Genomic DNA, 21662 nt, shown 5'->3' on the forward strand with positions numbered 1-21662 from the left:
GTGTGATCTCTCGTTACTTCTTGCGCTTGTCGGTATCGGTCAGGAACCGCATGCCTGCCGCACGAATCGCGAATCCGTTCGGATAACGCAGGTCCGCGTACTCGATGTCGTTGCCCCAACGCTCCGTGACGACCGGCCATGCGGCGACGAGGCGCTGGCTCCGGTCATGCAGCGTCTCGCTGGTGCGCTCCTTGCCCAGTTCGACCTGCATGCCGTTCGACAGCTTCACCGTCCACGCGTAGCGCGCCGACAGCGTCACTTCTTCCGGCGCCGCCTTCAGCGGCGCAAACCAGTTCGTGAAGTCGCGATACCGCGTGACGACTTCCTTCGCACTGCCCTCCGGGCCGTCGAACGCCGGCAGCTCCCGATCGAGTTCGCCCTGGTTCGCGGTGAACAGCTCGCCGTCGGTGCTCACGAGCTGCGCGCTGCCCCAGGTCCCGAGCGGTTTGTACTCCTCGAGCGTGACAGCCAGCGCATTCGGCCACACCCGCCGCACGCTCGCGTGGCGCACCCACGGCATCTGCTCGAACGCGGCGCGCGCGGTGTCGAGATCGACCGTGAAGAAATTGCCCTTCAGCCGGCCGACCACGCCCGCGCGCACCGTCGGCGTGTTGATGTGCTCGGTGTCGCCGTCGATCCGGATTTCGCGCAGCGCGAACGTCGGACGCTGGATCAGCCAGTAGCAGCCGGCCGCCGCCAACACGAGCAGCAACAGCGCGTACAGCGCGCTGGCGGCAAGGTTGAGTTGGCGAACGTTGTTCCACATACGTCGTTCCGTTCCTGCGTCAGTCGTTGAGCGTAAGCGACAGCACCTTCACGACCAGCTCCGAATAGCTGATGCCGATCGAGCGCGCGGCCTTCGGCGGCAGCGAGTGGTCGGTCATCCCGGGGGCCGTGTTCACTTCCAGGAAATACGCATTGCCGGCGGCGTCGAGCATGAAGTCCGCGCGGCCCCAGTCGGTGCAGCCGAGCACGTCGAACGCGCGGCGTGCGATGCGCTTCAGTTCCGTTTCCTGTTCGGCGGACAGCCCGCACGGAATCAGGTACTGCGTATCGTCGGCGACGTACTTCGCGTGGTAGTCGTAGAACTCGCCGGCCGGCACGATCTTGATCAGCGGCAGGTCGAGATCGCCGGCGATGCACGCGGTGTATTCGCCGCCGCCTTCGATGCTCTTCTCGACGATCACGATCTTGTCGTGCGTCGCGGCTTCCGACAGTGCGGCGGGCAACGCGTCGGCCGTCTTCACCTTCAGCACCGCGACGCTCGAGCCTTCGCTCGCCGGCTTCACGAACAGCGGCAGGCCGAGCTTCGCGACGATCTCCGTCGCGCGCGCCGCGTAGTCGTCGCCGCGCATCACCGTCTCGAACGGCGGCGTCGGCACGCCCGTCTGCTGCCACACGAGCTTCGTGCGGAACTTGTCGAGGCCGAGCGCCGAGCCGAGCACGCCGCTGCCCGTGTAGCGGATCCCGTAGAAATCGAGCGCGCCCTGGATCTGGCCGTTCTCGCCGTAGCCGCCGTGCAGCGCGTTGAACGCGCGCACGAAGCCTTCATCCTTCAGCGCCGACAGCGGCCGCTCGGCCGGGTCGAACGGATGCGCATCGACACCTGCGTCGCGCAGGCCCTGCAGCACGAGGCGGCCCGAGGTGAGCGACACCTCGCGCTCGGCGGATTCGCCGCCGAACAACACCGCCACCTTGCCGAAACGTTTCGGATCGATCCCGCTCATGTCATCCCTTCTGTTGCGTGTTCTGCACGACCTTCGCCGGCACGCCGCCGATCGAACCCGCGCCCATCGTGATCACCACGTCGCCGTTCTGCGCGACCTTCGCCAATGCGTCCGGCACGTCGTCGACCGTCGCGACGAACACCGGGTCGACCTTCCCCACCGCGCGCAGCGCGCGCGACAGCGCGTCGCCGCTGGCCGTCGGGATTGCGGCCTCGCCGGCCGCGTAGACTTCCGTCAGCACCAGCGCGTCGACCGTCGACAGCACGTTGACGAAGTCGTCGAAGCAGTCGCGCGTGCGCGTGTAGCGGTGCGGCTGGAACGCCAGCACGAGGCGGCGGCCCGGGAAGGCGCCGCGCGCGGCCGCGATCGTCGCGGCCATCTCGACCGGGTGGTGGCCGTAGTCGTCGATCAGCGTGTACTGGCCGCCGTCCGCGCTCGGCACTTCGCCGTAACGCTGGAAGCGCCGGCCGACGCCGTTGAATTCCGCCAGCGCCAGCTGGATCGCGTCGTCCGACACGCCGAGATCGGTCGCGATCGCGATCGCCGCGAGCGCGTTCTGCACGTTGTGCAGGCCCGGCATGTTCAGCACGACCGCGAGCGGCGCACGGCCTTCGCGGATCACGTTGAAATGCATGCGGCCGTCGCGCGCGTCGATGTCTTCGGCGCGCACCTGCGCGTCCGGCGACAGCCCGTAGCGCACGACAGGCTTCGAGATGAACGGGATGATCTGCCGCACGTTCGGATCGTCGACGCACACGACCGCGCTGCCGTAGAACGGCAGGCGCTGCGTGAACTCGATGAACGCCTGCTTGAGCCGCGCGAAATCGTGGCCGTAGGTGTCCATGTGATCGGCGTCGATGTTCGTGATGACTTCGATCACCGGATACAGGTTCAGGAACGACGCGTCCGATTCGTCGGCCTCGGCGACGATGAAGTCGCCCGTGCCGAGCCGCGCGTTCGCGCCGGCGCTGATCAGCCGGCCGCCGATCACGAAGGTCGGATCGAGCCCGCCCGCCGCGAGCACGCTCGCGACGAGGCTCGTCGTCGTGGTCTTGCCGTGCGTGCCGGCAATCGCGATGCCCTGCTTCAGGCGCATCAGCTCCGCCAGCATCACCGCGCGCTGCACGATCGGCACGCCCTGGTGGCGCGCGGCCAGCACTTCCGGGTTGTCCGAGCGCACGGCCGTCGACACGACGACCGCGTTCGCGCCCTCGATGTTCGCCGCGTCGTGACCGATCGCGATGCGTGCGCCGAGCGCCTGGAGACGATCGGTCACCGCGTTGCGCGACAGGTCCGAGCCGCTGACCTCGTAGCCGAGATTGACGAGCACTTCGGCGATGCCGCTCATGCCCGCGCCGCCGATCCCGACGAAATGAATGTGTTTGACGATGTGTTTCATTGCAATGTTTCCAGGTTCGCGCCGGCCACCTTCGCGCAGATACGCGCGACTTCATCGGTGGCCTCGGGCTTTGCCAGCGAGCGCGAACGCTCCGCCATGTCCGCGAGCGACGCCCGCGACTGGCCGCGCAGCCAGTCGGCCAGCAATTCGGCCGACAGGTCGCGTTGTTGCACCAGCACCGCGGCGCCCGCGTCGGCGAGGAATGCGGCGTTGGTCGTCTGGTGATCGTCGACCGCGTACGGGAACGGCACGAACAGCGCCGCGACGCCCACCGCCGCGATCTCCGACACCGTCATCGCGCCGGAGCGGCAGATCACGAGGTCCGCCGCCGCGTATGCGCTCGCCATGTCGTCGATGAACGGCACGAGCCGCACGTCGCCGCCACCGGCAAAACCGGCCGCTTCGTAATTCGCCTTCAGCGCGTCGATGTGCTTCGCACCGGCCTGGTGAACGATGTGCGGACGCTCGCCCGGCGCGAGCAGCGCCAGCGCGCGCGGCACGACTTCGTTCAGCGCGGCTGCGCCCAGACTGCCGCCGACCACCAGCACGTTCAGCGGGCCGGTGCGCGATGCATAGCGTGCTTTGGGCGTTTCCGTGCGCGCAAGTTCCATGCGAATCGGGTTGCCGGTCCATTCCGCGTGCGGCAATGCGCCGGGGAACGCGACAAGCACGCGCTTCGCGAATTTCGCGAGCACCTTGTTCGCGAGGCCCGCGATCGAATTCTGTTCGTGCAGCACGAGCGGACGGCCCGACAGCGCGGTCATCACGCCCGCCGGGAACGTGATGTAGCCGCCCATCCCGAGCACGACGTCCGGCCGCACGCGGCGCAGCGCGCCAAGGCTCTGCCAGCACGCGCGCAGCAGGTTGAACGGCAGCGTCAGCTTGGTCTTCAGGCCCTTGCCGCGCAGCCCGCCGAAGCGCACGTATTCCATCGGAATGCCGTGCTTCGGCACGAGCGTCGCTTCCATCCCGGCCGGATTGCCGAGCCATACGACGCGCCAGCCCGCCGCTTCCATCCGGTGCGCGACTGCGAGCCCCGGGAACACGTGGCCCCCGGTGCCGCCTGCCATCACCATCAGCGTGCGTCGCGACGCGGTCATACCTTCCCTCCCCGCATCAGCACCCGGTTCTCGTAGTCGACTCGCAGCAACACCGCGAGTGCGACGCAGTTCAGCAAAATGCCCGACCCGCCGTAGCTCACGAGCGGCAGCGTCAGCCCCTTGGTCGGCAGCAGGCCCAGGTTCACGCCCATGTTGATGAAGGTCTGCGCGCCAAACCAGATGCCGATGCCCTTCGCCGTCAGGCCCGCGAACGTGCGGTCGAGCGCGAGCGCCTGGCGACCGATCTCGAACGCGCGGCGCACGATCCAGTAGAAGAGCAGGATCACGACCAGCACGCCGACGAAGCCGAGCTCCTCGCCGATCACCGCGAGGATGAAGTCGGTATGCGCTTCGGGCAGGTAATTCAGCTTCTCGACGCTGCCGCCGAGGCCGACACCGAACCACTCGCCGCGACCGAACGCGATCAGCGAGTGCGTGAGCTGGTACGCCTTGCCCTGCGCGTAGCGTTCGTCCCACGGATCGAGATACGCGAAGATCCGCTCGCGACGCCACGGCGACAGCCACACGAGCATCGTGAAGGTGCCGACCGCCGTCGCGACCAGGCCGCCGAACAGCTTGCCGTTCACGCCGCCGAGGAACAGCACGCCCATCGCGATCGCGGCGACCACCATGAACGCGCCCATGTCCGGCTCGAGCAGCAGCAGCGCGCCGACCAGACCGACCGCGAACGCCATCGGCAGGAAGCCCTTCGCGAAGCTCTGCATGTACTCCTGCTTGCGCACCGTATAGTTCGCCGCGTAGATCGTCACCGCGAGCTTCATGATTTCCGACGGCTGCATGTTGGTGATGCCGAGCGGAATCCAGCGGCGCGCGCCGTTCACGCCCTTGCCGACGTGCGGGATCAGCACGATCACGAGGCTGACCAGCGCGATCAGGAAGAGATGCGGCGCGTATTTGTCCCACGTCGACACCGGCACGCGGAACGCGATCACCGCCGCGATGAACGCGACGACGAGCGACACGCAATGGCGCATCAGGAACGCGTAATCGCGATACGACGCGTATTTCGGCGAATCGGGCATCGCGATCGACGCCGAATACACCATCACGACGCCGAGCCCGAGCAGCGCGATCGCGACCCACAACAGCGAGTAGTCGAAGTCGAGCATCCGCGAGCGGCTCGGCCGCACGCCGTTGACGACGCTCGCGAGGCCGCCGGTCGCGGCGCGCGTGGCCGACGCGACGCGGCCGCCGGCCGCATTGCCGCCGGTGTCGCGGCGATCGTTGAAACGGGAGACGAGGCGATCGGACCAGCTCATGGCGTCGCTCCTTTGTCGATGGCGACTTCATCCACCGCCGCGCGGAATACCTCCGCGCGATGGGCGTAATTCCGGAACATGTCGAGGCTCGCGCACGCAGGCGACAGCAGCACCGCGTCGCCCGGCTCGGCGAGCTCGGCTGCCGCGTGCACCGCTGCTTCGAGCGTCGCGTGGTCGGCAAGCGGCACGCCGGTTTCGGCGAGCGTGTCGCGAATCGCGGGCGCGTCGCGGCCGATCAGCATCACCGCGCGGCACCAGCGTGCGACCGGCGCGACGAGCGGCGCGAAATCCTGCCCCTTGCCGTCGCCGCCCGCGATCAGCACGATCTTCTGCGCGAGCCCGTCGAGCGCGGCAACCGTCGCGCCGACGTTGGTACCCTTGCTGTCGTCCACATAGTCGACATCGTCGATCGTCGCGATCACTTCGACGCGATGCGCTTCGCCGCGGTATTCGCGCAGCGCATGCAGCAGCGGTGCGGCCGGCAGGCCGATCGCCCGCGCGAGCGCGAACGCGGCCAGCGCGTTCGCCGCGTTGTGCAGCCCGCGGATGCGCAGCGCGTCGGCCGGCATCAGGCGCTTCTGCGCGATGTCGGGCGTATGCGCGCCGTCGCGCTTGCGCCGGCGGCTCGTCGTCGTTTCGTCCGGTGCGTCGCGGTCGACCGCTTCGACCAGCCACGCGATACCGTTGTCGCGCGACAGGCCATAGTCGCCGTCCTGCACCGGTTCATTCAGCCCGAACGTGACCGTGCGCGCCGCATCGGCGGCGCCCGCGGCCGGCGCGAACTTCATCACGGCCGCATCGTCGCGATTGAGCACGCGCGTCGTCGTCGCGCCGAAGATCCGGCCCTTGGCCGCCGCATACGCGTCGAAGCTGCCGTGCCAGTCGAGGTGATCCTGCGTGATGTTGAGAATCGCGGCCGCATCGGGCGCGAACGTGCGCGCGGTCTCGAGCTGGAAGCTCGACAGCTCGAGCACCCAGACGTCGGGCAGCGCCGTTTCGTCGATCGCGCTCGCGAGCCGGTCGAGCATCGCCGGGCTGATGTTGCCGGCGACGGCAACCTTCTTGCCCGAACGCTGGCACAGCAGGCCCGTGAGACTCGTCGTCGTGGTCTTGCCGTTGGTGCCGGTAATCGCGAGCACCTTCGGCTGATAGCCGCTCGTGCCGAGCGCGCGCAGCGCCTGCGCGAAGAATTCCAGTTCGCCCCACACCGCGATCGCGCGCTCGTGCGCGGCCGCGATCAGCGCTTCAAGTGCCGGTTCGAGCGGCGACAGGCCAGGGCTGAGCCCGACGATCTCGACGCCGCCGTCGAGCAGCGCGGGCGTGAACGGCCCCCCGACGAATTCCGCATCGATGCCTTCGGCCTGCAGCGCGGCAAGGTTCGGCGGCGCCTCGCGGGTATCGGCAATACGCAGCCGGCACCCGTGCCTCGCGCACCATCGCGCGATCGCGAGACCCGATTCCCCGAGCCCCAGTACGAGCACCATCGGCCGCTGCCGATCTCCAAACATCTCGCCAGACATCCTTGTTACCTTTCCTTTACCGCAGCTTGAGGGTGGACAGACCGAACAGGCACAGCATCAGCGTGATGATCCAGAAACGCACCACCACCTGCGTTTCCTTCCAGCCGGACAATTCGAAATGGTGATGCAGCGGCGCCATCTTCAGCAGCCGGCGCCCTTCGCCGTAACGCTTCTTCGTGTACTTGAACCACGACACCTGCAGCATCACCGACAGCGTTTCCGCGACGAAGATGCCGCCCATGATGAACAGCACGATTTCCTGGCGCACGATCACCGCGACCGTGCCGAGCGCGCCGCCGAGCGCCAGCGCGCCGACGTCGCCCATGAACACCTGCGCGGGGTGCGTGTTGTACCAGAGGAACGCGAGCCCTGCCCCACCCATCGCGGAGCAGAAGATCAGCAGCTCGCCGGCACCCGGGATGTGCGGGAACAACAGGTATTTCGAATAGACCGAGCTGCCCATCACGTACGCGAACACGCCGAGCGACGCACCGACCAGCACGACCGGCATGATCACCAGACCGTCGAGGCCGTCGGTCAGGTTCACCGCGTTGCTCGCGCCGACGATCACGAAGTAGGTCAGCACGATGAAGCCCCACACGCCGAGCGGATAGCTGATCGACTTCAGGAACGGCAGCATCAGGTCGGCACGCGCGGGCAGCCCCATCGACAGGCCGCTGCGCACCCATGCCATGAACAGGTCGAACACGCGCACGTTGTTCGCCTCGGACACGCTGAATGCGAGATAGACGGCCGCGAACAGCCCGATCACCGACTGCCAGAAATACTTTTCGCGCGAGGACATCCCACGCGGGTCCTTGTAGACGACCTTGCGGTAGTCATCCACCCAGCCGATCACGCCGAAACCGAACGTGACGAGCATCACGATCCAGATGAAACGGTTCGTCAGGTCGCCCCACAGCAGCGTCGCGACCGCGATGCCGATCAGGATCAGCACGCCGCCCATCGTCGGCGTACCCGACTTGACGAGATGACTCTGCGGGCCGTCCTTGCGCACGGCCTGCCCGACCTTCATTTGCGTCAGCTTGCGGATCACCCACGGTCCGCACACGAGCCCGATCCCGAGCGCGGTGATGGTTGCCCCCACGGCTCGGAACGTCAGGTACGTGAACAAGCGCAAAAAGCTTGCGTCTCCCTGCAGCCATTGCGCCAGCGCCAGCAGCATGCTTCCTTCCTTCTACTCAGTGTGCGGCGGGCACCGTGCCCGCCGCGGATTGGTTCGTCAGCGCGTCGACGACGCGCTCCATCTTCATGTACCGCGAGCCCTTCACGAGCACCGTCGCCTGCGCGCCGTAACCCGCCGCGAGCAGCGCCGCGACCAGCGCACCGACCTCGTCGAAATGGCGGGCCGTGGCGCCGTACGCCGTGCACGCATCGCGCGACGCATCGCCGAGCGCGAACAGCGCGTCGATGCCGCGCTCGCGCGCATACGCACCGATCTCGCGATGGAATGCCGGGCCTTCGTCGCCGACTTCGCCCATGTCGCCGATCACCAGCACGCGCGGCGCCGGTTGCGCGGCCAGCACGTCGATGGCCGCGCGCATCGAGTCGGGATTCGCGTTGTAGGTGTCGTCGACGACCGTCGCGCCCGCGAGGCTGCCGACGCTCGCCTGCTTGACCTGCAAACGGCCCTTCACCGGCTCGAACGATTCGAGGCCCTGCTTGATCGCCGCCAGCTCGATGCCGGCCGCGAGTGCCGCGGCCGTGGCCGCCAGTGCGTTGCGTGCGTTGTGCTCGCCGAGCGCGCGCAGCCGCACCGTCACCGCGCCCGACGGCGTGTCGATCGCAAGCTCGCCGCCGTGCAGGCGGCCGGTGACCTGCGCGTCGACCTGCCGGTCGGCGTCGTGCAGCGCGAAATCGAGAATCCGGTTGCCGGTCGCCGCGACGCGCCAGATGCCCGCGTACGCATCGTCGGCCGGAAACACCGCGACGCCGTCCGGCGTCAGTGCGTGGATCACGGCCGCGTGTTCGAGCGCGACGGCTTCGACCGTCGCCATGAATTCCTGGTGCTCGCGCTGCGCGTTGTTGACGAGCGCGACCGTCGGCGCGGTGAGGCGCGCGAGGACTTCGGTCTCGCCCGGGTGATTCATGCCGATCTCGATCACCGCGAGACGATGCGCGGCCGACAGACGCAGCAGCGTCAACGGCAGGCCGACATCGTTGTTCAGGTTGCCGGCCGTCGCGAGCCGCGCGTCGACGCCGACCGCCGCAGCGAAGATCGACGCGATCATTTCCTTGACGGTCGTCTTGCCGTTGCTGCCCGTCACCGCGACGAGCGGCACCGCGAAACGCTTGCGCCAGCCGTGCGCGAGCGCGCCGAGCGCGGCGCGCGTTTCGCCGCCTTCGATCGCCGGCATCGCGAGACCCGCCGGCACGTGTGCGACGAGCGCCGCGGCTGCGCCGCGCGCGGCCACGTCGCCGAGGAAGTCGTGCGCGTCGAAGCGCTCGCCCTTCAGCGCGACGAACAGGTCGCCCGGGCCGACCGTGCGGCTGTCCGTCGATACGCGCGCGAACGTCGTGGCCGGATCGCCGTGGACGGTCGCGCCAGGAATCAGGCGAGCGGCTTCGCCGAGATCGAGCATCGTCATTCGCCGCCTCCCTTGCCGTGCGTCGCGCGGGCCGCGAGTGCGAGCCGTGCGTGATCCTGGTCGGAGAACGTGCGTTTCTTGCCCATGATTTCCTGCGTCGCCTCGTGGCCCTTGCCGGCCAGCACGACGACATCCTCGCGGGCGGCGCCGCGCACGGCCTGCAGGATCGCGCTCGCGCGATCCTCGATGCGGCGGGCGCGATCGGGCGCGGTCATGCCCGCGATGACTTGATCGATGATGCGCTGCGGATCTTCGCTGCGCGGGTTGTCGCTCGTGACGACGACGTCGTCGGCGAGCCGCTCGGCGATCGCGCCCATCAGCGGGCGCTTCGTCGCGTCGCGATCGCCGCCGCAGCCGAACATGCAGACGAGCCGTCCGCCGCGTGCAGCCGCGATCGGGCGCAGCGCGTCGAGCGTCTTTTCGAGCGCATCGGGCGTGTGCGCATAGTCGATCACGACCAGCGGTTCGTCGTTCTGGAGCCGGCCGCCCAGGCGCTGCATGCGGCCATTGACGGGCTCGAGCCGCGCGATCTCGGCCACTGCCGCGTCGAACGGCACGTCGGCCGCGAGCAGCGCGCCGAGCACCGCCAGCAGGTTGCTGACGTTGAACGTGCCGAGCGTGCCGACTTCGATGTCGGCGTCGCCCCACGACGAGCGCAGGCGGAATGCGGTGCCCGTCGGGGTCGCATGCACGTCGAGCGCGACCAGTTCGCGATCAGCGTCGGGCGTCTGCGCGTCGCCGATTCCGTAGGCGATCGTGCGCACGCGGCCGGCCAGCTTCTCGAGCAGGCGACGCCCGGCCGCGTCGTCGCGATTGACGACGGCCGCGCGCAGGCCGCGCCACGCGAACAGCTTCGCCTTCGCGGCTTCGTATGCGTCGAAGGTGCCGTGGTAATCGAGGTGATCCTGCGTGAGGTTCGTGAAGACCGCGATATCGAATGCCGTGCCGTTCACGCGGCCCTGATGCAGCGCGTGCGACGACACCTCCATCGCGACGGCCTTCGCGCCCGCGCCTTGCAGTTGCGCGAGGCTGCGCTGCAGCTGCGGCGCGTCCGGCGTCGTGAAGCCGGTCGGCACCAGTTGGCCCGGCATGCCGCTGCCGAGCGTGCCGATCACCGCGCACGGCTGGTGCAGTGCCGTCAGCGCGGCGGCGATCCACTGCGTGCACGACGTCTTGCCATTCGTGCCGGTCACGCCGATCGCGAGCAGGCTGTCGCTCGGGTCGCCGTACCAGCCGCTGGCGATTTCGCCGGCCAGCTGGTCGAGCGCGGGCACCGCGAGTGCGACCGGCACGGCGGGCGCGGCAGCGAGCCCTTCCGGCTGAAACAGCACGGCGGCCGCGCCGCGCGCGACGGCATCGGAAATGAAAGCGCGATTGTCTGCCCCGTCGACCGCATAGCCGAGAAACACGTCGCCGGCCTGCAGGCTGCGCGTGTCGGCATGCAGGTGCGCCGCGGGGGCCACATGCTGACGCAGCCACGCGAGCGCGGCTGCGATCTGCTGATGCGCCGGATGGGAACTGCGAGCGGCGCTCATCGAACAACTCCTGGTGAATTACGCGTCGTGCTGGACACGATCATATGCTTCGCGCCGCGACCCGCGGCCAGCTTTTGCGGGCCCTTTGCGGCAGGCGCTTCCGGCGAATCGTCGGACACGACGAGCTGCTTGATCGGCATGTTCGGCGGGACGTTCAGCGCCCGCATCGTATCGCCGGCGATCGCCGAGAATACGGGGCCGGACACCTGGCCGCCGAAGTGGCTGCCGGCCGTCGGCTCGTCGACCGACACCGCGATCACGACGCGCGGATTCGGCATCGGCGCCATCCCGACGAACGACGCGCGGTACTTGCGCGTGTAGCCGTGACCTTCATGCTTGTACGCGGTACCGCTCTTGCCGCCGACCCGATAGCCCGGCACGGCCGCATCCGGCGACGTGCCGCCCGGCGCCACCACCGTTTCGAGCATCGCGCGTACTTCGCGCGCGGTGGTCGGGTTGAACACCTGCGTGCCCGCGATCGGCTGATTGGGGTCGGTCTTGAAAATGGTCACGGGCATCAGCTCGCCGTCGTGCGCGATTGCCGTGTACGCCCGTGCGAGCTGGAACAGCGACACCGACAGGCCGTAGCCGTACGACATAGTAGCCTGCTCGATGCGGCGCCAGCTCTTCCACGGACGCAGACGGCCGGCCACCGCGCCCGGGAACCCGACCTTCGGCGCCTGGCCGAGGCCGATGCTCGTATACATATTCCACATTTCCTCGGGCCGCATCGTCATCGCGATCTTCGTCGCGCCGATGTTGCTCGACTTCTGGATCACGCCGCCGACCGTCAGCGTGCCGAAACCCGCGTCGTCGGTGATCGGCGCGCCGTCGAGCACGAAATGCCCGTTGCCCGTCTCGACGAGCGTGTTCGGCGTCACGCGATGCAGGTCGAGCGCGAGCGATACCGTAAACGGCTTCATGATCGAGCCCGGCTCGAACACGTCGGTCATGATCCGGTTGCGCAACTGCTCGCCCGTCATGCGCGAGCGGTCATTCGGGTTGTACGTCGGGTAGTTGACGAGCGCGAGCACTTCGCCGGTACGCACGTCGACGACCATCGCCGCGCCGGCCTTCGCCTTGAACTTCTCGACGGCGGCCTTCAGGTTCGCGTATGCGATGTACTGGATCTTGCTGTCGATCGACAGGTCGACGTCGGTGCCGTTGTGCGGCGGGATCTGCTCGGCGACATCCTCGACGATGTGCCCCATCCGGTCCTTGATCACGCGACGCATGCCCGACGTGCCGGACAGCATCTTCTGGTCGCCCAGTTCGACGCCCTCCTGCCCCTCGTCCTCGACGTTCGTGAAGCCGATCAGGTGAGCGGTGATCTCGCCTTCCGGGTAGAAGCGCTTGTATTCGTTGCGCTGATAGATGCCGGGAATGTCGAGCGCGGCGACCTTGTCGGCGACGTCGATCGGCACCTGGCGCTTCACGTAGACGAAGCCCTTGTCTTGCGACAGCTTCACGCGCAGTTCCTTCTGCGTCATGCCGAGGAGCTTGCCGAGCTGGTTGATCTTGTCGGCATCGAGATCGTCCGGCACCGCGTCGGGAATCGCCCAGATCGCGCGCACCGGCAAGCTCGTCGCGAGCACGAGCCCGTTACGGTCGAGAATCTTGCCGCGCGTGGCCGGCAGCTCGAGCGTGCGCTGGTAGCGGCTTTCGCCCTGCTTCTGATAGAACGCGTTGCCGGGCCCCTGGATCCAGAACGCGCGCGCGGTGAGCGCGACGAACGCCATGAACAGCAGGAACACGACGAGCTTCGAGCGCCACATCGGCAAGTGCACGCCGAGCACCGGGCTCGACGAGAATTTCACGTCCTGGCGCTTTTGCGACGGTTTCATCGCGCGCCTCCGTGACCCTTCGCGGCCGCGTCGGCCGAAGCGGGAATCGGCGCGTCGATCGCCTTCACGGCGCCCGGCGGCAGCGTCAGGTATTGCGTGCGGCCGGTCGTGATCGACTGCATCTTCAGCGAATCGTTCGCGAGTTGCTCGATGCGGGACGTCTTCGACAGCGCGCTCTGCTGATATTGAAGCTGCGCGTAGTCCTGCTGGAGCTGACGCTCCTGCGACTGCGCGCGCTGCAGCTGAATGAAGATCTGGCGCTGCTGATTCGTCGAGTTGACGACCGACAGTGCGCAGCCCATCACGATGATCAGCAGGAAGATATTGAAGCGGCTCATGGCGTGACGCGCTCCGCGATGCGCATCACGGCCGACCGGGCACGCGGGTTCGCGGCGACTTCCGCTTCGCTCGGGAACTGACGGCCGATGATCTTGAGCGGCGGGCTCGGGAGATCGACGGCACGGATCGGCAGGCGACGATCGACGGCAGGCCCACTCGCGTGCGCCTGCATGAATCGCTTGACGATCCGGTCCTCGAGTGAATGAAAGCTGATGACCACCAGCCGCCCCCCTTGCTCCAGCAACGACAATGCCGCGTCTAGTACGACTTGCAGGTCCGCAAGCTCTTGATTGACGTGAATCCGTATAGCCTGAAAGGTGCGGGTTGCCGGATCCTTGCCCTTCTCACGGGTTTTGACGACGTGACCCACGATTTGGGCAAGCTCGCCCGTGGTGTCGAGAGGCCCAAGACGGTCGGACTCTGCCCGGCGAGCAACAAGCGCCTTTGCAATCTGAAAAGCAAACCGTTCTTCCCCATAATCCCGTATCACCTCCGTCAATTCCTGCACCGATGCGCGCGCGAGCCACTCGGCTGCCGACTCGCCGCGCGTCGGATCCATACGCATGTCCAGCGGACCATCGGCGCGAAAGCTGAAGCCACGCGCCGGATCGTCCACCTGCGGCGAGGACACGCCCAAGTCCAGCAACACACCCGACACCTTCTCGACGCCGCGCGCCGCAAGCGCGTCGCGCATCGATGCAAAGCTGTCATGCACGATCGAGAAGCGCGCATCCTCGATGCTCTGCGCCGTCTCGATCGCCCGCGGATCCTTGTCGAACGCGATCAGCCGGCCGGCCGGCGCCAGCCGCGCGAGTACCGCGCGGCTATGGCCGCCGCGTCCGAACGTGCCGTCGACATACATGCCGTCCGGCCGCGTGACGAGCGATTCGACTGCTTCGTCCAGCAGTACGGTCCGATGCTGCAATTCGTTTCCCATCGCGGGCGTCTCCGTCACCGCAATCAGAACGTGAAATTCTTCAGCGCGTCGGGCATGCCCTGCGCCATCGCTGCCTGCTCCTTCGCGATGTAGGTCTGCGAATCCCACAGCTCGAAGTGACTACCCATTCCCAACAACATGACTTCCTTTTCGAGTCCGGCCGCCATCCGCAGCTCGGGCGATACGAGAATCCGGCCCGCGCTGTCGAGATCGACATCCATCGCGTTGCCGAGGAAAATCCGGCGCCACCAATGGGCGTCCATCGGCAGCGCGGCGATCTTGGCGCGGAATACTTCCCATTCAGGGCGCGGAAACAGCAACAGGCAGCCGTCCGGGTGCTTGGTCACAGTCACCCGTCCTTCTGCCTGTCCTTGCAGCGCTTCGCGATAGCGAGACGGCACCGACATCCGCCCTTTCGCATCGAGCGTCAGCGCCGACGCCCCTTGGAACACGTTCCGCTCTCCCGTTCAGGGCACCGAAGCACCCGCTCAACGCTCAAGAATTTAGCCGGAATAGCCTGCTAAATCACACAAAAATACACTTTCTCACACTGTCTCCCACTTTAGAGGAAGGGTTTGGCACGGTCAAGGGAGCGGCCCGGTTTTTTGACTAATTTTGTTAGTTAGAACAAGGACTTACGCGCACATGCTCATGCGCGCCCTCATTCTAAAAACCGTTATAAATGAATGAGCTAGTGCAACTTGTGAAGGTGATACGTGAGAAAGGCGGGCCAGACTGGCGTGCGGACGGGGCTTTCGGGGGCGGGAAAACGCGGAAAAAACGGGCGGTATCGGGGGCGGCGGACCGGGACGGCGTGCCACGCCGCCCCGATCCGCAATGTCACAGATAGTACGCAGTGCTCGTCATGACTTTCGACGCGGCGCGCATCAGCATCCGCACGGGCAGCGGCAGTTCGACCCCGCCGGCGTCGGTCGCGGCCTTGCCGTGCTTCACCTCGTCGAGCCGCATCTGCTCGACGATCGCGCGCGACGCCGTGTCGGTCGCCGGCAGGTCGGACAGGTGCCCGTCGAGATGGCTCTCGACCTGGCGCTCCGTCTCCGCCATGAAGCCGAGGCTCACCTTGTCGCCCAGCGTGCCGGCCGCGACGCCGATCGCGAGCGCGCCGGCGTACCACAGCGGGTTGAGCAGGCTCGGGCGAGAATCGAGTTCCTTCAGCCGGTGCGCGGTCCACGCGAGGTGATCCTCCTCCTCGCGTGCGGCTTCCTCGAACATCGCCTTCGACGACGCCGAGCGCGCGGTCAGCTTCTGCGCCTGATACAGCGCCTGCGCACAGACCTCGCCGACGTGGTTCACGCGCATCAGCCCGGCGGCATGCGTGCGCTCCGCGGGCGTCAGCTCGCCGGCCGGCGCCGCCGCCGGCGCCGGCACCGGGCGGCTCATCCGGCTAATGCCGGTCAGCGATCGCAGGCCGCGATCGAATTCGCTGATCAGTTCATCCAACACCATCCTGTTCTCCTGGCTGCGTGTGCTGCCGCGGGCGGCAAGGACACGTGCTCCGCTGGGTAACCGACTTGATTATTCAGCGGAAATTGCGGTTAACCCGTGATTTTAACCATTGTTGCATAAAGGAAACATGGCGACCTTGCGCCACGGCATTTCGCTTTGTAGGAAAAATCGGCTTTGCTACATTACGTGCGACTTCTTGCGAAGTTGATGGGGCCCGTCGACAGAACATAACTATCCGCCCCGCCAAAAAAATTCAGTGATTCTTGGAGATCCGTTAATGAAAAAGTCGCTTCTCGCGCTCGTCGCGCTGGGCGCGTTTGCTGGCGCAGCTCATGCGCAAAGCAGCGTGACGCTTTACGGCATCATCGATGAAGGCCTCATCTTCAACAACAACGCCAAGGGCGGCCACCTGTACGGTCTGGCAAGCGGCGTGATGCAGGGTAGCCGCTTCGGCCTGCGCGGCACCGAAGATCTGGGCAGCGGCCTGAAGGCGATCTTCGTGCTCGAGAACGGTTTCGACGTCAACTCCGGCAAGCTCGGCCAGGGCGGCCTGATGTTCGGCCGCCAGGCTTACGTCGGCCTGTCGAGCCAGGCCGGTACGGTCACGCTGGGTCGCCAGTACGACTCCGTCGTCGACTTCGTCGGCCCGCTCGAGGCAGGCGACCAGTGGGGCGGCTACATCGCCGCTCACCCGGGCGACCTCGACAACTTCAACAACGCGTACCGTGTAAACAACGCGATCAAGTACACGAGCCCGACCTACGGCGGCTTCTCGTTCGGCGGTCTGTACAGCTTCGGCGGTCAGGCCGGCCAGTTCTCGAAGAACCAGGTCTGGTCGCTCGGCGCCGGTTACAACAACGGCCCGCTGGTGTTGGGTGTCGGCTACTTGAACGCACGCACGCCGGCCAACTTCGGCGGCATGTTCAACACCGGCGCATCGGCGGCCGCGACGGCCGTGACGTCGCCGGTCTACGGCGCGTACGCGAACAGCGCGAACACGTACCAGGTCATCGGTGCAGGCGGTGCGTACACGTTCGGCGCGGCGACGATCGGCGCGACGTATTCGAACACGAAGTTCAAGGGCTTCTCGGTCGGTCCGTTCGTGAACCAGACCGCGACGTTCAACAACGGCGAAATCAACTTCAAGTATCAGCTGACCCCGGCGTTGATCGCCGGCGCCGCGTACGACTACACGCAAGGCAGCAAGATCGACGGCAACTCGGCAGCCAAGTACCACCAGGGCTCGCTGGGCGTCGACTACTTCCTGTCGAAGCGCACGGACGTCTACGTGATCGGCGTGTACCAGCATGCTTCGGGCAACACGCTCAACGCGGCCGGCAACGTCGTCCAGGCGCATGCTTCGATCAACGGCCTCGACCCGTCGTCCACCAGCAACCAGGTCGCAGCGCGCGTCGGCATCCGTCACAAGTTCTAATCAGCTTGCCTGACAAGCCGCAGCATATTGAAGGCGCCTTCGGGCGCCTTTTTCGTTTTACGGGTGGTGGGTGGCGGTTGGCTGCGCTCGATCCGCTGCATGATGGTTCGCGCACATTGCACCGGCAGCCGTCGCAGTTCCTTGTCCGCGCGCTTGCCGATGTACGGTTCCAGAAGGACAAAATCCCCACCCAGCGTAGTCCACTGAGTGAGGATCTGGCCGACCATCCCATCAAGCCCGGCTCGCGCGGGGCTCGTTCGTTCGCCTTCGGTGTTACGCGCGTCCGTCGCGCAGCTCGCGCCGCAGGATCTTGCCGACGTTCGTCTTCGGCAGCTCGGTGCGGAACTCGACGAGTTTGGGTCGCTTGTAGCCGGTGAGGCGCTCCTTGCAGTAAGCGAGGATGTCCTTGTCGGTGAGCGCCGGATCCTTCTTCACGACGAACAGCTTCACGGCTTCGCCCGAGTGCTCGTCCGGCACGCCGACTGCGGCCACCTCGAACACGCCCGGGTGCGACGCCACCACGTCCTCGACCTCGTTCGGATACACGTTGAAGCCGGACACCAGAATCATGTCCTTCTTTCGGTCGACGATCTTCACGTAACCGCGCGCGTCCATCACGCCGACGTCGCCGGTCTTGAAGAAGCCGTCCGGACACATCACCTTCGCCGTTTCGTCCGGACGATTCCAGTACCCGGCCATGACCTGCGGCCCGCGGATGCAGATCTCGCCCGGCTCGCCGAGCGCGACGTCGTTGCCCGCGTCGTCGCGAATGGCGACCTCGGTCGACGGCAGCGGCAGGCCGATGGTCCCGCTGTACTCGGTCGCCGTCACGGGGTTGCAGGTCGCGACCGGGGACGTTTCGGACAGACCATAGCCTTCGACGATCGCCGTGTGGGTCTTCTCGTACCAGCGCTTCGCGACGCCTTCCTGGATCGCCATGCCGCCGCCGTTGGCGATCGCGAGCTTCGACAGGTCGAGCTGGTTGAAGTCGGGATGGTTCAGCAGTGCGTTGTACAGCGTGTTGACGGCCGGAATCGTCGAGATCTGGTAACCCTTCAGTTCCTTGATCATTCCGCCGATGTCGCGCGGATTCGGAATCAGGATCCCCATGCCGCCCGTACGCATCGTCAGGAAGCCGCAGACTGTCAGTGCAAACACGTGATAGAGCGGCAGCGCGACGACCGTCACGAACTGCTTCACGTCGGGATACTTTTCGTGCGCGGGATGGTGCCATGCGCCGGCCTGCAGCACGTTCGACACGATGTTCCTGTGCAGCAGCGTCGCACCCTTCGCGACGCCCGTCGTGCCGCCCGTGTACTGAAGGAACGCGACGTCGTCGGGCCCGAGCTTCTGCGGCTTGAACGTCTGCCGCGCACCTTCCGACAACGCCGCGTTGAAACGCGTGAACGACGGCAGTTGCCAAGCCGGCACCATCTTCTTCACGTTGCGGACGACGTAATTGACGAGCCAGCCCTTGATGCCGAGCAGGTCACCCATCGACGCGACCACCACGTGCTTGACCGCGGTATTCGCGATCACGGCTTGCAGCGTCGACGCGAAGTTCTCGAGGATGACGATCGCTTCCGCCCCGCTGTCCTTCAGCTGATGCTCGAGTTCGCGCGGCGTATAGAGCGGGTTGACGTTGACGACGGTGTAGCCGGCGCGAAGCACCGCGACGATCGCCACCGGGTACTGCAGCACGTTCGGCATCATGAGTGCGACGCGCGCGCCGCGCTTCAGGCCGCGCGACTGCAGCCACGCGCCGAACTGGCGCGACAGCGCATCGAGTTCGCCATACGTGATGCTTTTGCCCATGCAGACGAACGCCGTGCGGTCGCGATACTGCCTGAAGCTTTCGTCGAGGAGATCGGGAATGGAAGGATACGGAGACGCGTCAATTTCGGCCGGAACGCCGGGTGGGTACGATTTCAGCCAAATTTTGTCCATGCCGCGCGTCTCCTCACTGATTTTCGAATGGTCGTGCTAAAACGCATCGTAGCGGCTCGCTCGTCCCGAGACAACAGGGTTAGATGCCCACTTCGAACTTTCGAAAAAATTCGTCAGATCATATCCTGAACTTCGGTCAAGTCCGCTCAACTTCGACGAGACAGTCGTAAAACGTCGCCGAATTACCGAGATCCGTCAGCGCCTGGCTCGTCACTTCATTCGCGTTCCGTCCGTCCGCCGACAATTTTTTCCACCAGATCGACAGCCCGACGACGAGCCCCGCACGCGCTCGATCGGTGATCCTCGCGACGGCCTGCATCGACCCTCGGTCGTTGAAGATTCGTACGACGTCGCCGTCGTCGATGCCGCGCGCAGCGGCGTCGGCCGGGTGCATGTCGAGGTGCGGCTGCCCTTCGGTGCTGCGCAGGCTGTCCACGTTCACAAACGTGCTGTTCAGGAAGTGCCTGGCCGGCGGCGAAATCATCGCGAGCGGATATCGAGCGGCAAGCTCGGGTGCGGCCTCCGCCGATTCGAATGGCGGCAGGTAGTCGGGCACCGGATCCATGCCCATCTGCTCGAGTCGTGCGCTGTAGAACTCGCATTTGCCGGACGGCGTCCGGAAGCCGCCATTTGCGAACGGTGCGTCGGCCACCTTGAGCTTCAGCCAGCCGGCGCGCTTCAACGTGTCCCAGTCGCTGTCGAGCGCAGGGTCGTCCCAACGGAGCGCGGCCTGCGCGACCTCTTCGTCGCTGTGATAAAGCGACGGCTCGTCGAGCCCCATGCTGCGGGCGATGCCGCGGAAGATTTCCGTGTTCGGCCGTGCGTCGCCGACCGGAGGGATCGCCGGCAGATTCGCCATCACATAGGTGTGGCCATACGACTTGTGAACGTCGAGATGCTCGAGCTGCGTCGTGGCGGGCAGCACAATGTCGGCGAAATCGGCGGTATCTGTCTTGAAGTGCTCGAGAACTACCGTGAACAGATCTTCGCGCGCAAACCCGGCGGCAACCTTCGACGAGTCTGGCGCCACTGCGACCGGGTTCGAGTTGTAGACGACGATCGCCTCCACCTTCGGCCCGAAAACCTCGTCGCCGGGATGCAGCAACGTGTCGCCGATCGCGTTCATGTTGATGATGCGCGGCAGCTTGTGCGGCCAGCCGGGAATCAGATCGGGACGCAGCAGCGCCGCCTGATTGACCGGCGCCGTTTCCGACGACGACAGCAGCAAGCCGCCGGCCCGATCGCGCCACGCGCCCGTGAGCGCGGGCAGGCTCGCGATCGCGCGCACGGCATTGCCGCCGCCGCGTACGCGCTGCATGCCGTAATTCAGACGGATCGCAGCCTTGCGGGTCGCGCCGTAACGACGCGCGAGTTCGATGAGTTCCGACGCTTCGATGCCGCAGATCTGCGCGACACGCTCCGGCGGATAGGACAGGGCCCGTGCCTTGAGGGCGTCGAAGCCGAGCGTATGGTGCGCGATGTAGTCGTGATCGAGCAGATCTTCGGTGATCAGCACATGCATCATGCCGAGCGCGAACGCGCCGTCGGTGCCCGGTTTCAGCGCGATATGCTGGTGGCATTTCTCGGCGGTCAGCGAGCGATACGGATCGATGGCGACCAGGCGGGCGCCGCGGCGCTTGGCTTCCTGCGCCCGGGTCCAGAAATGCAGGCTCGACGCGATCGGATTGGCGCCCCAGATCAGGATCAGCTCGCTTTCCTCGAAATGCTCGAGATGCATGCCGACGCTGCCGCCGTACGTATAGCGCAGCCCGGCTGCACCGGCCGCGGAGCAGATTGCCCGCTCGAGCCGGGACGCGCCGAGTTTGTGGAAGAACCGCTGCGCAATGCCTTCGCCCTGCACGAGCCCCATCGTGCCCGCATAGCTGTACGGCAGGATCGCCTCCGGCGCACGCGCGGCGATTTCACCGAGGCGACGACCGATCTCGTCGAATGCCTCGCTCCAGCTGATTGGCGCGAAGCGCCCCTCCCCCTTCGCGCCAATGCGCTTGAGCGGGACAGTCAGACGATCGGGATGATGAACGCGATCCGCATATCGACTGACTTTCGTACACAACACGCCTTGCGTGGGCGGATGGTCCGGATCGCCCGTGACCTTGATCGCGCGACCGTTTTCGACCGTCACGCGCATGGCACAGGTGTCCGGGCAATCGTGCGGGCATACGGCCCGGGCCATCTGAGCGGCGACGTTCATTGTTGTGGATGCGGCTGGGTGGAGATGCGCAATTTTACGTGGAAGGGCCGAATAACGTGTCGTTTCGCACGAATTTCCCGCCCGGCGCTCTCGCCCGCCAACGTGTCATTGCCTGCACAATTTTCCGGCGCCGCAAATGCAAAAACCCCCGCCTTTCGGGCGGGGGTTCTTGGCTTAGGGAGCCTGACGATTACCTACTTTCACACGGGAATCCGCACTATCATCGGCGTAGAGTCGTTTCACGGTCCTGTTCGGGATGGGAAGGGGTGGGACCGACTCGCTATGGTCATCAGGCAAAGAGGGTTGTTGCG

17 protein-coding genes, 1 rRNA gene and 1 pseudogene are annotated in these 21662 nt (G+C 66.3%); 1 reads left to right on the forward strand and 18 read right to left on the reverse strand.

Going from position 1 to position 21662, the window contains the following annotated elements:
- Window positions 1-13: 13 nt before the first annotated feature.
- The 14 genes from C7H84_RS09350 to coq7 all read right to left on the reverse strand — a co-directional run bounded on the left by C7H84_RS09350 (window position 14) and on the right by coq7 (window position 15757).
- On the reverse strand, window positions 14-766 hold the full coding sequence (locus C7H84_RS09350) for a cell division protein FtsQ/DivIB (protein WP_121858542.1): 753 nt from the start codon (window positions 764-766) through the stop codon (window positions 14-16).
- A 19-nt stretch (window positions 767-785) separates the two neighbouring features.
- The gene (locus C7H84_RS09355; protein ID WP_121858543.1) at window positions 786-1727 is read right to left on the reverse strand and encodes a D-alanine--D-alanine ligase; all 942 of its coding nucleotides are present in this window, start codon (window positions 1725-1727) and stop codon (window positions 786-788) included.
- Window position 1728: 1 nt separating this feature from the next.
- The gene (gene murC / locus C7H84_RS09360) at window positions 1729-3126 is read right to left on the reverse strand and encodes a UDP-N-acetylmuramate--L-alanine ligase (protein ID WP_121858544.1); all 1398 of its coding nucleotides are present in this window, start codon (window positions 3124-3126) and stop codon (window positions 1729-1731) included.
- Window positions 3123-4226, reverse strand: coding sequence for an undecaprenyldiphospho-muramoylpentapeptide beta-N-acetylglucosaminyltransferase (gene murG / locus C7H84_RS09365; RefSeq protein WP_121858545.1), 1104 nt, complete (start codon window positions 4224-4226; stop codon window positions 3123-3125). Before murG ends, murC begins: the two co-directional genes overlap by 4 nt.
- Window positions 4223-5506: a putative lipid II flippase FtsW gene (gene ftsW, locus C7H84_RS09370; RefSeq protein WP_121858546.1), complete on the reverse strand. Its 1284-nt coding sequence runs from the start codon at window positions 5504-5506 to the stop codon at window positions 4223-4225. The genes murG and ftsW overlap by 4 nt, the downstream gene beginning before the upstream one ends.
- Entirely contained in the window at window positions 5503-7014 is a 1512-nt protein-coding gene (gene murD, locus C7H84_RS09375) for a UDP-N-acetylmuramoyl-L-alanine--D-glutamate ligase (protein WP_121858547.1), read from the reverse strand. Before murD ends, ftsW begins: the two co-directional genes overlap by 4 nt.
- Window positions 7015-7042: 28 nt before the next feature.
- The gene (mraY, locus tag C7H84_RS09380) at window positions 7043-8212 is read right to left on the reverse strand and encodes a phospho-N-acetylmuramoyl-pentapeptide-transferase (RefSeq protein ID WP_121858548.1); all 1170 of its coding nucleotides are present in this window, start codon (window positions 8210-8212) and stop codon (window positions 7043-7045) included.
- A 16-nt stretch (window positions 8213-8228) separates the two neighbouring features.
- A complete protein-coding gene (gene murF, locus C7H84_RS09385) occupies window positions 8229-9635 on the reverse strand; it encodes a UDP-N-acetylmuramoyl-tripeptide--D-alanyl-D-alanine ligase (RefSeq protein ID WP_121858549.1) in 1407 nt (468 codons plus the stop codon).
- Entirely contained in the window at window positions 9632-11170 is a 1539-nt protein-coding gene (locus C7H84_RS09390; RefSeq protein WP_121858550.1) for a UDP-N-acetylmuramoyl-L-alanyl-D-glutamate--2,6-diaminopimelate ligase, read from the reverse strand. Before C7H84_RS09390 ends, murF begins: the two co-directional genes overlap by 4 nt.
- Entirely contained in the window at window positions 11167-13014 is a 1848-nt protein-coding gene (locus tag C7H84_RS09395) for a penicillin-binding protein 2 (protein WP_121858551.1), read from the reverse strand. The genes C7H84_RS09390 and C7H84_RS09395 overlap by 4 nt, the downstream gene beginning before the upstream one ends.
- Entirely contained in the window at window positions 13011-13352 is a 342-nt protein-coding gene (gene ftsL / locus C7H84_RS09400) for a cell division protein FtsL (protein WP_121858552.1), read from the reverse strand. Before ftsL ends, C7H84_RS09395 begins: the two co-directional genes overlap by 4 nt.
- Window positions 13349-14290, reverse strand: coding sequence for a 16S rRNA (cytosine(1402)-N(4))-methyltransferase RsmH (rsmH, locus tag C7H84_RS09405; RefSeq protein ID WP_121858553.1), 942 nt, complete (start codon window positions 14288-14290; stop codon window positions 13349-13351). Before rsmH ends, ftsL begins: the two co-directional genes overlap by 4 nt.
- A gap of 23 nt (window positions 14291-14313) precedes the next feature.
- Entirely contained in the window at window positions 14314-14742 is a 429-nt protein-coding gene (gene mraZ, locus C7H84_RS09410) for a division/cell wall cluster transcriptional repressor MraZ (RefSeq protein ID WP_006752433.1), read from the reverse strand.
- A gap of 388 nt (window positions 14743-15130) precedes the next feature.
- The gene (gene coq7, locus C7H84_RS09415) at window positions 15131-15757 is read right to left on the reverse strand and encodes a 2-polyprenyl-3-methyl-6-methoxy-1,4-benzoquinone monooxygenase (RefSeq protein WP_121858554.1); all 627 of its coding nucleotides are present in this window, start codon (window positions 15755-15757) and stop codon (window positions 15131-15133) included.
- Between the two features lie 277 nt (window positions 15758-16034).
- Here coq7 and C7H84_RS09420 point away from each other — a divergent pair, with 277 nt between their 5' ends.
- Window positions 16035-17192 (forward strand): porin, encoded by a 1158-nt coding sequence (locus C7H84_RS09420; RefSeq protein ID WP_121858555.1) that lies wholly within the window; start codon window positions 16035-16037, stop codon window positions 17190-17192.
- An 86-nt stretch (window positions 17193-17278) separates the two neighbouring features.
- Here the strand turns inward: C7H84_RS09420 and C7H84_RS09425 are convergent.
- The 4 genes and pseudogenes from C7H84_RS09425 to rrf all read right to left on the reverse strand — a co-directional run.
- A pseudogene (locus C7H84_RS09425) lies at window positions 17279-17398 on the reverse strand (IS110 family transposase); the annotation flags it as partial.
- Window positions 17399-17465: 67 nt separating this feature from the next.
- On the reverse strand, window positions 17466-19139 hold the full coding sequence (locus C7H84_RS09430; protein ID WP_121858556.1) for a long-chain fatty acid--CoA ligase: 1674 nt from the start codon (window positions 19137-19139) through the stop codon (window positions 17466-17468).
- Between the two features lie 136 nt (window positions 19140-19275).
- Complete coding sequence (locus C7H84_RS09435) at window positions 19276-21351, reverse strand: molybdopterin oxidoreductase family protein (RefSeq protein WP_121858557.1); 2076 nt, start codon at window positions 21349-21351, stop codon at window positions 19276-19278.
- A gap of 181 nt (window positions 21352-21532) precedes the next feature.
- A 5S ribosomal RNA gene (gene rrf, locus C7H84_RS09440) occupies window positions 21533-21645 on the reverse strand.
- Window positions 21646-21662: the final 17 nt, after the last annotated feature.

This window comes from Burkholderia sp. Nafp2/4-1b (genome assembly GCF_003635165.1).
GTDB lineage: Bacteria > Pseudomonadota > Gammaproteobacteria > Burkholderiales > Burkholderiaceae > Burkholderia.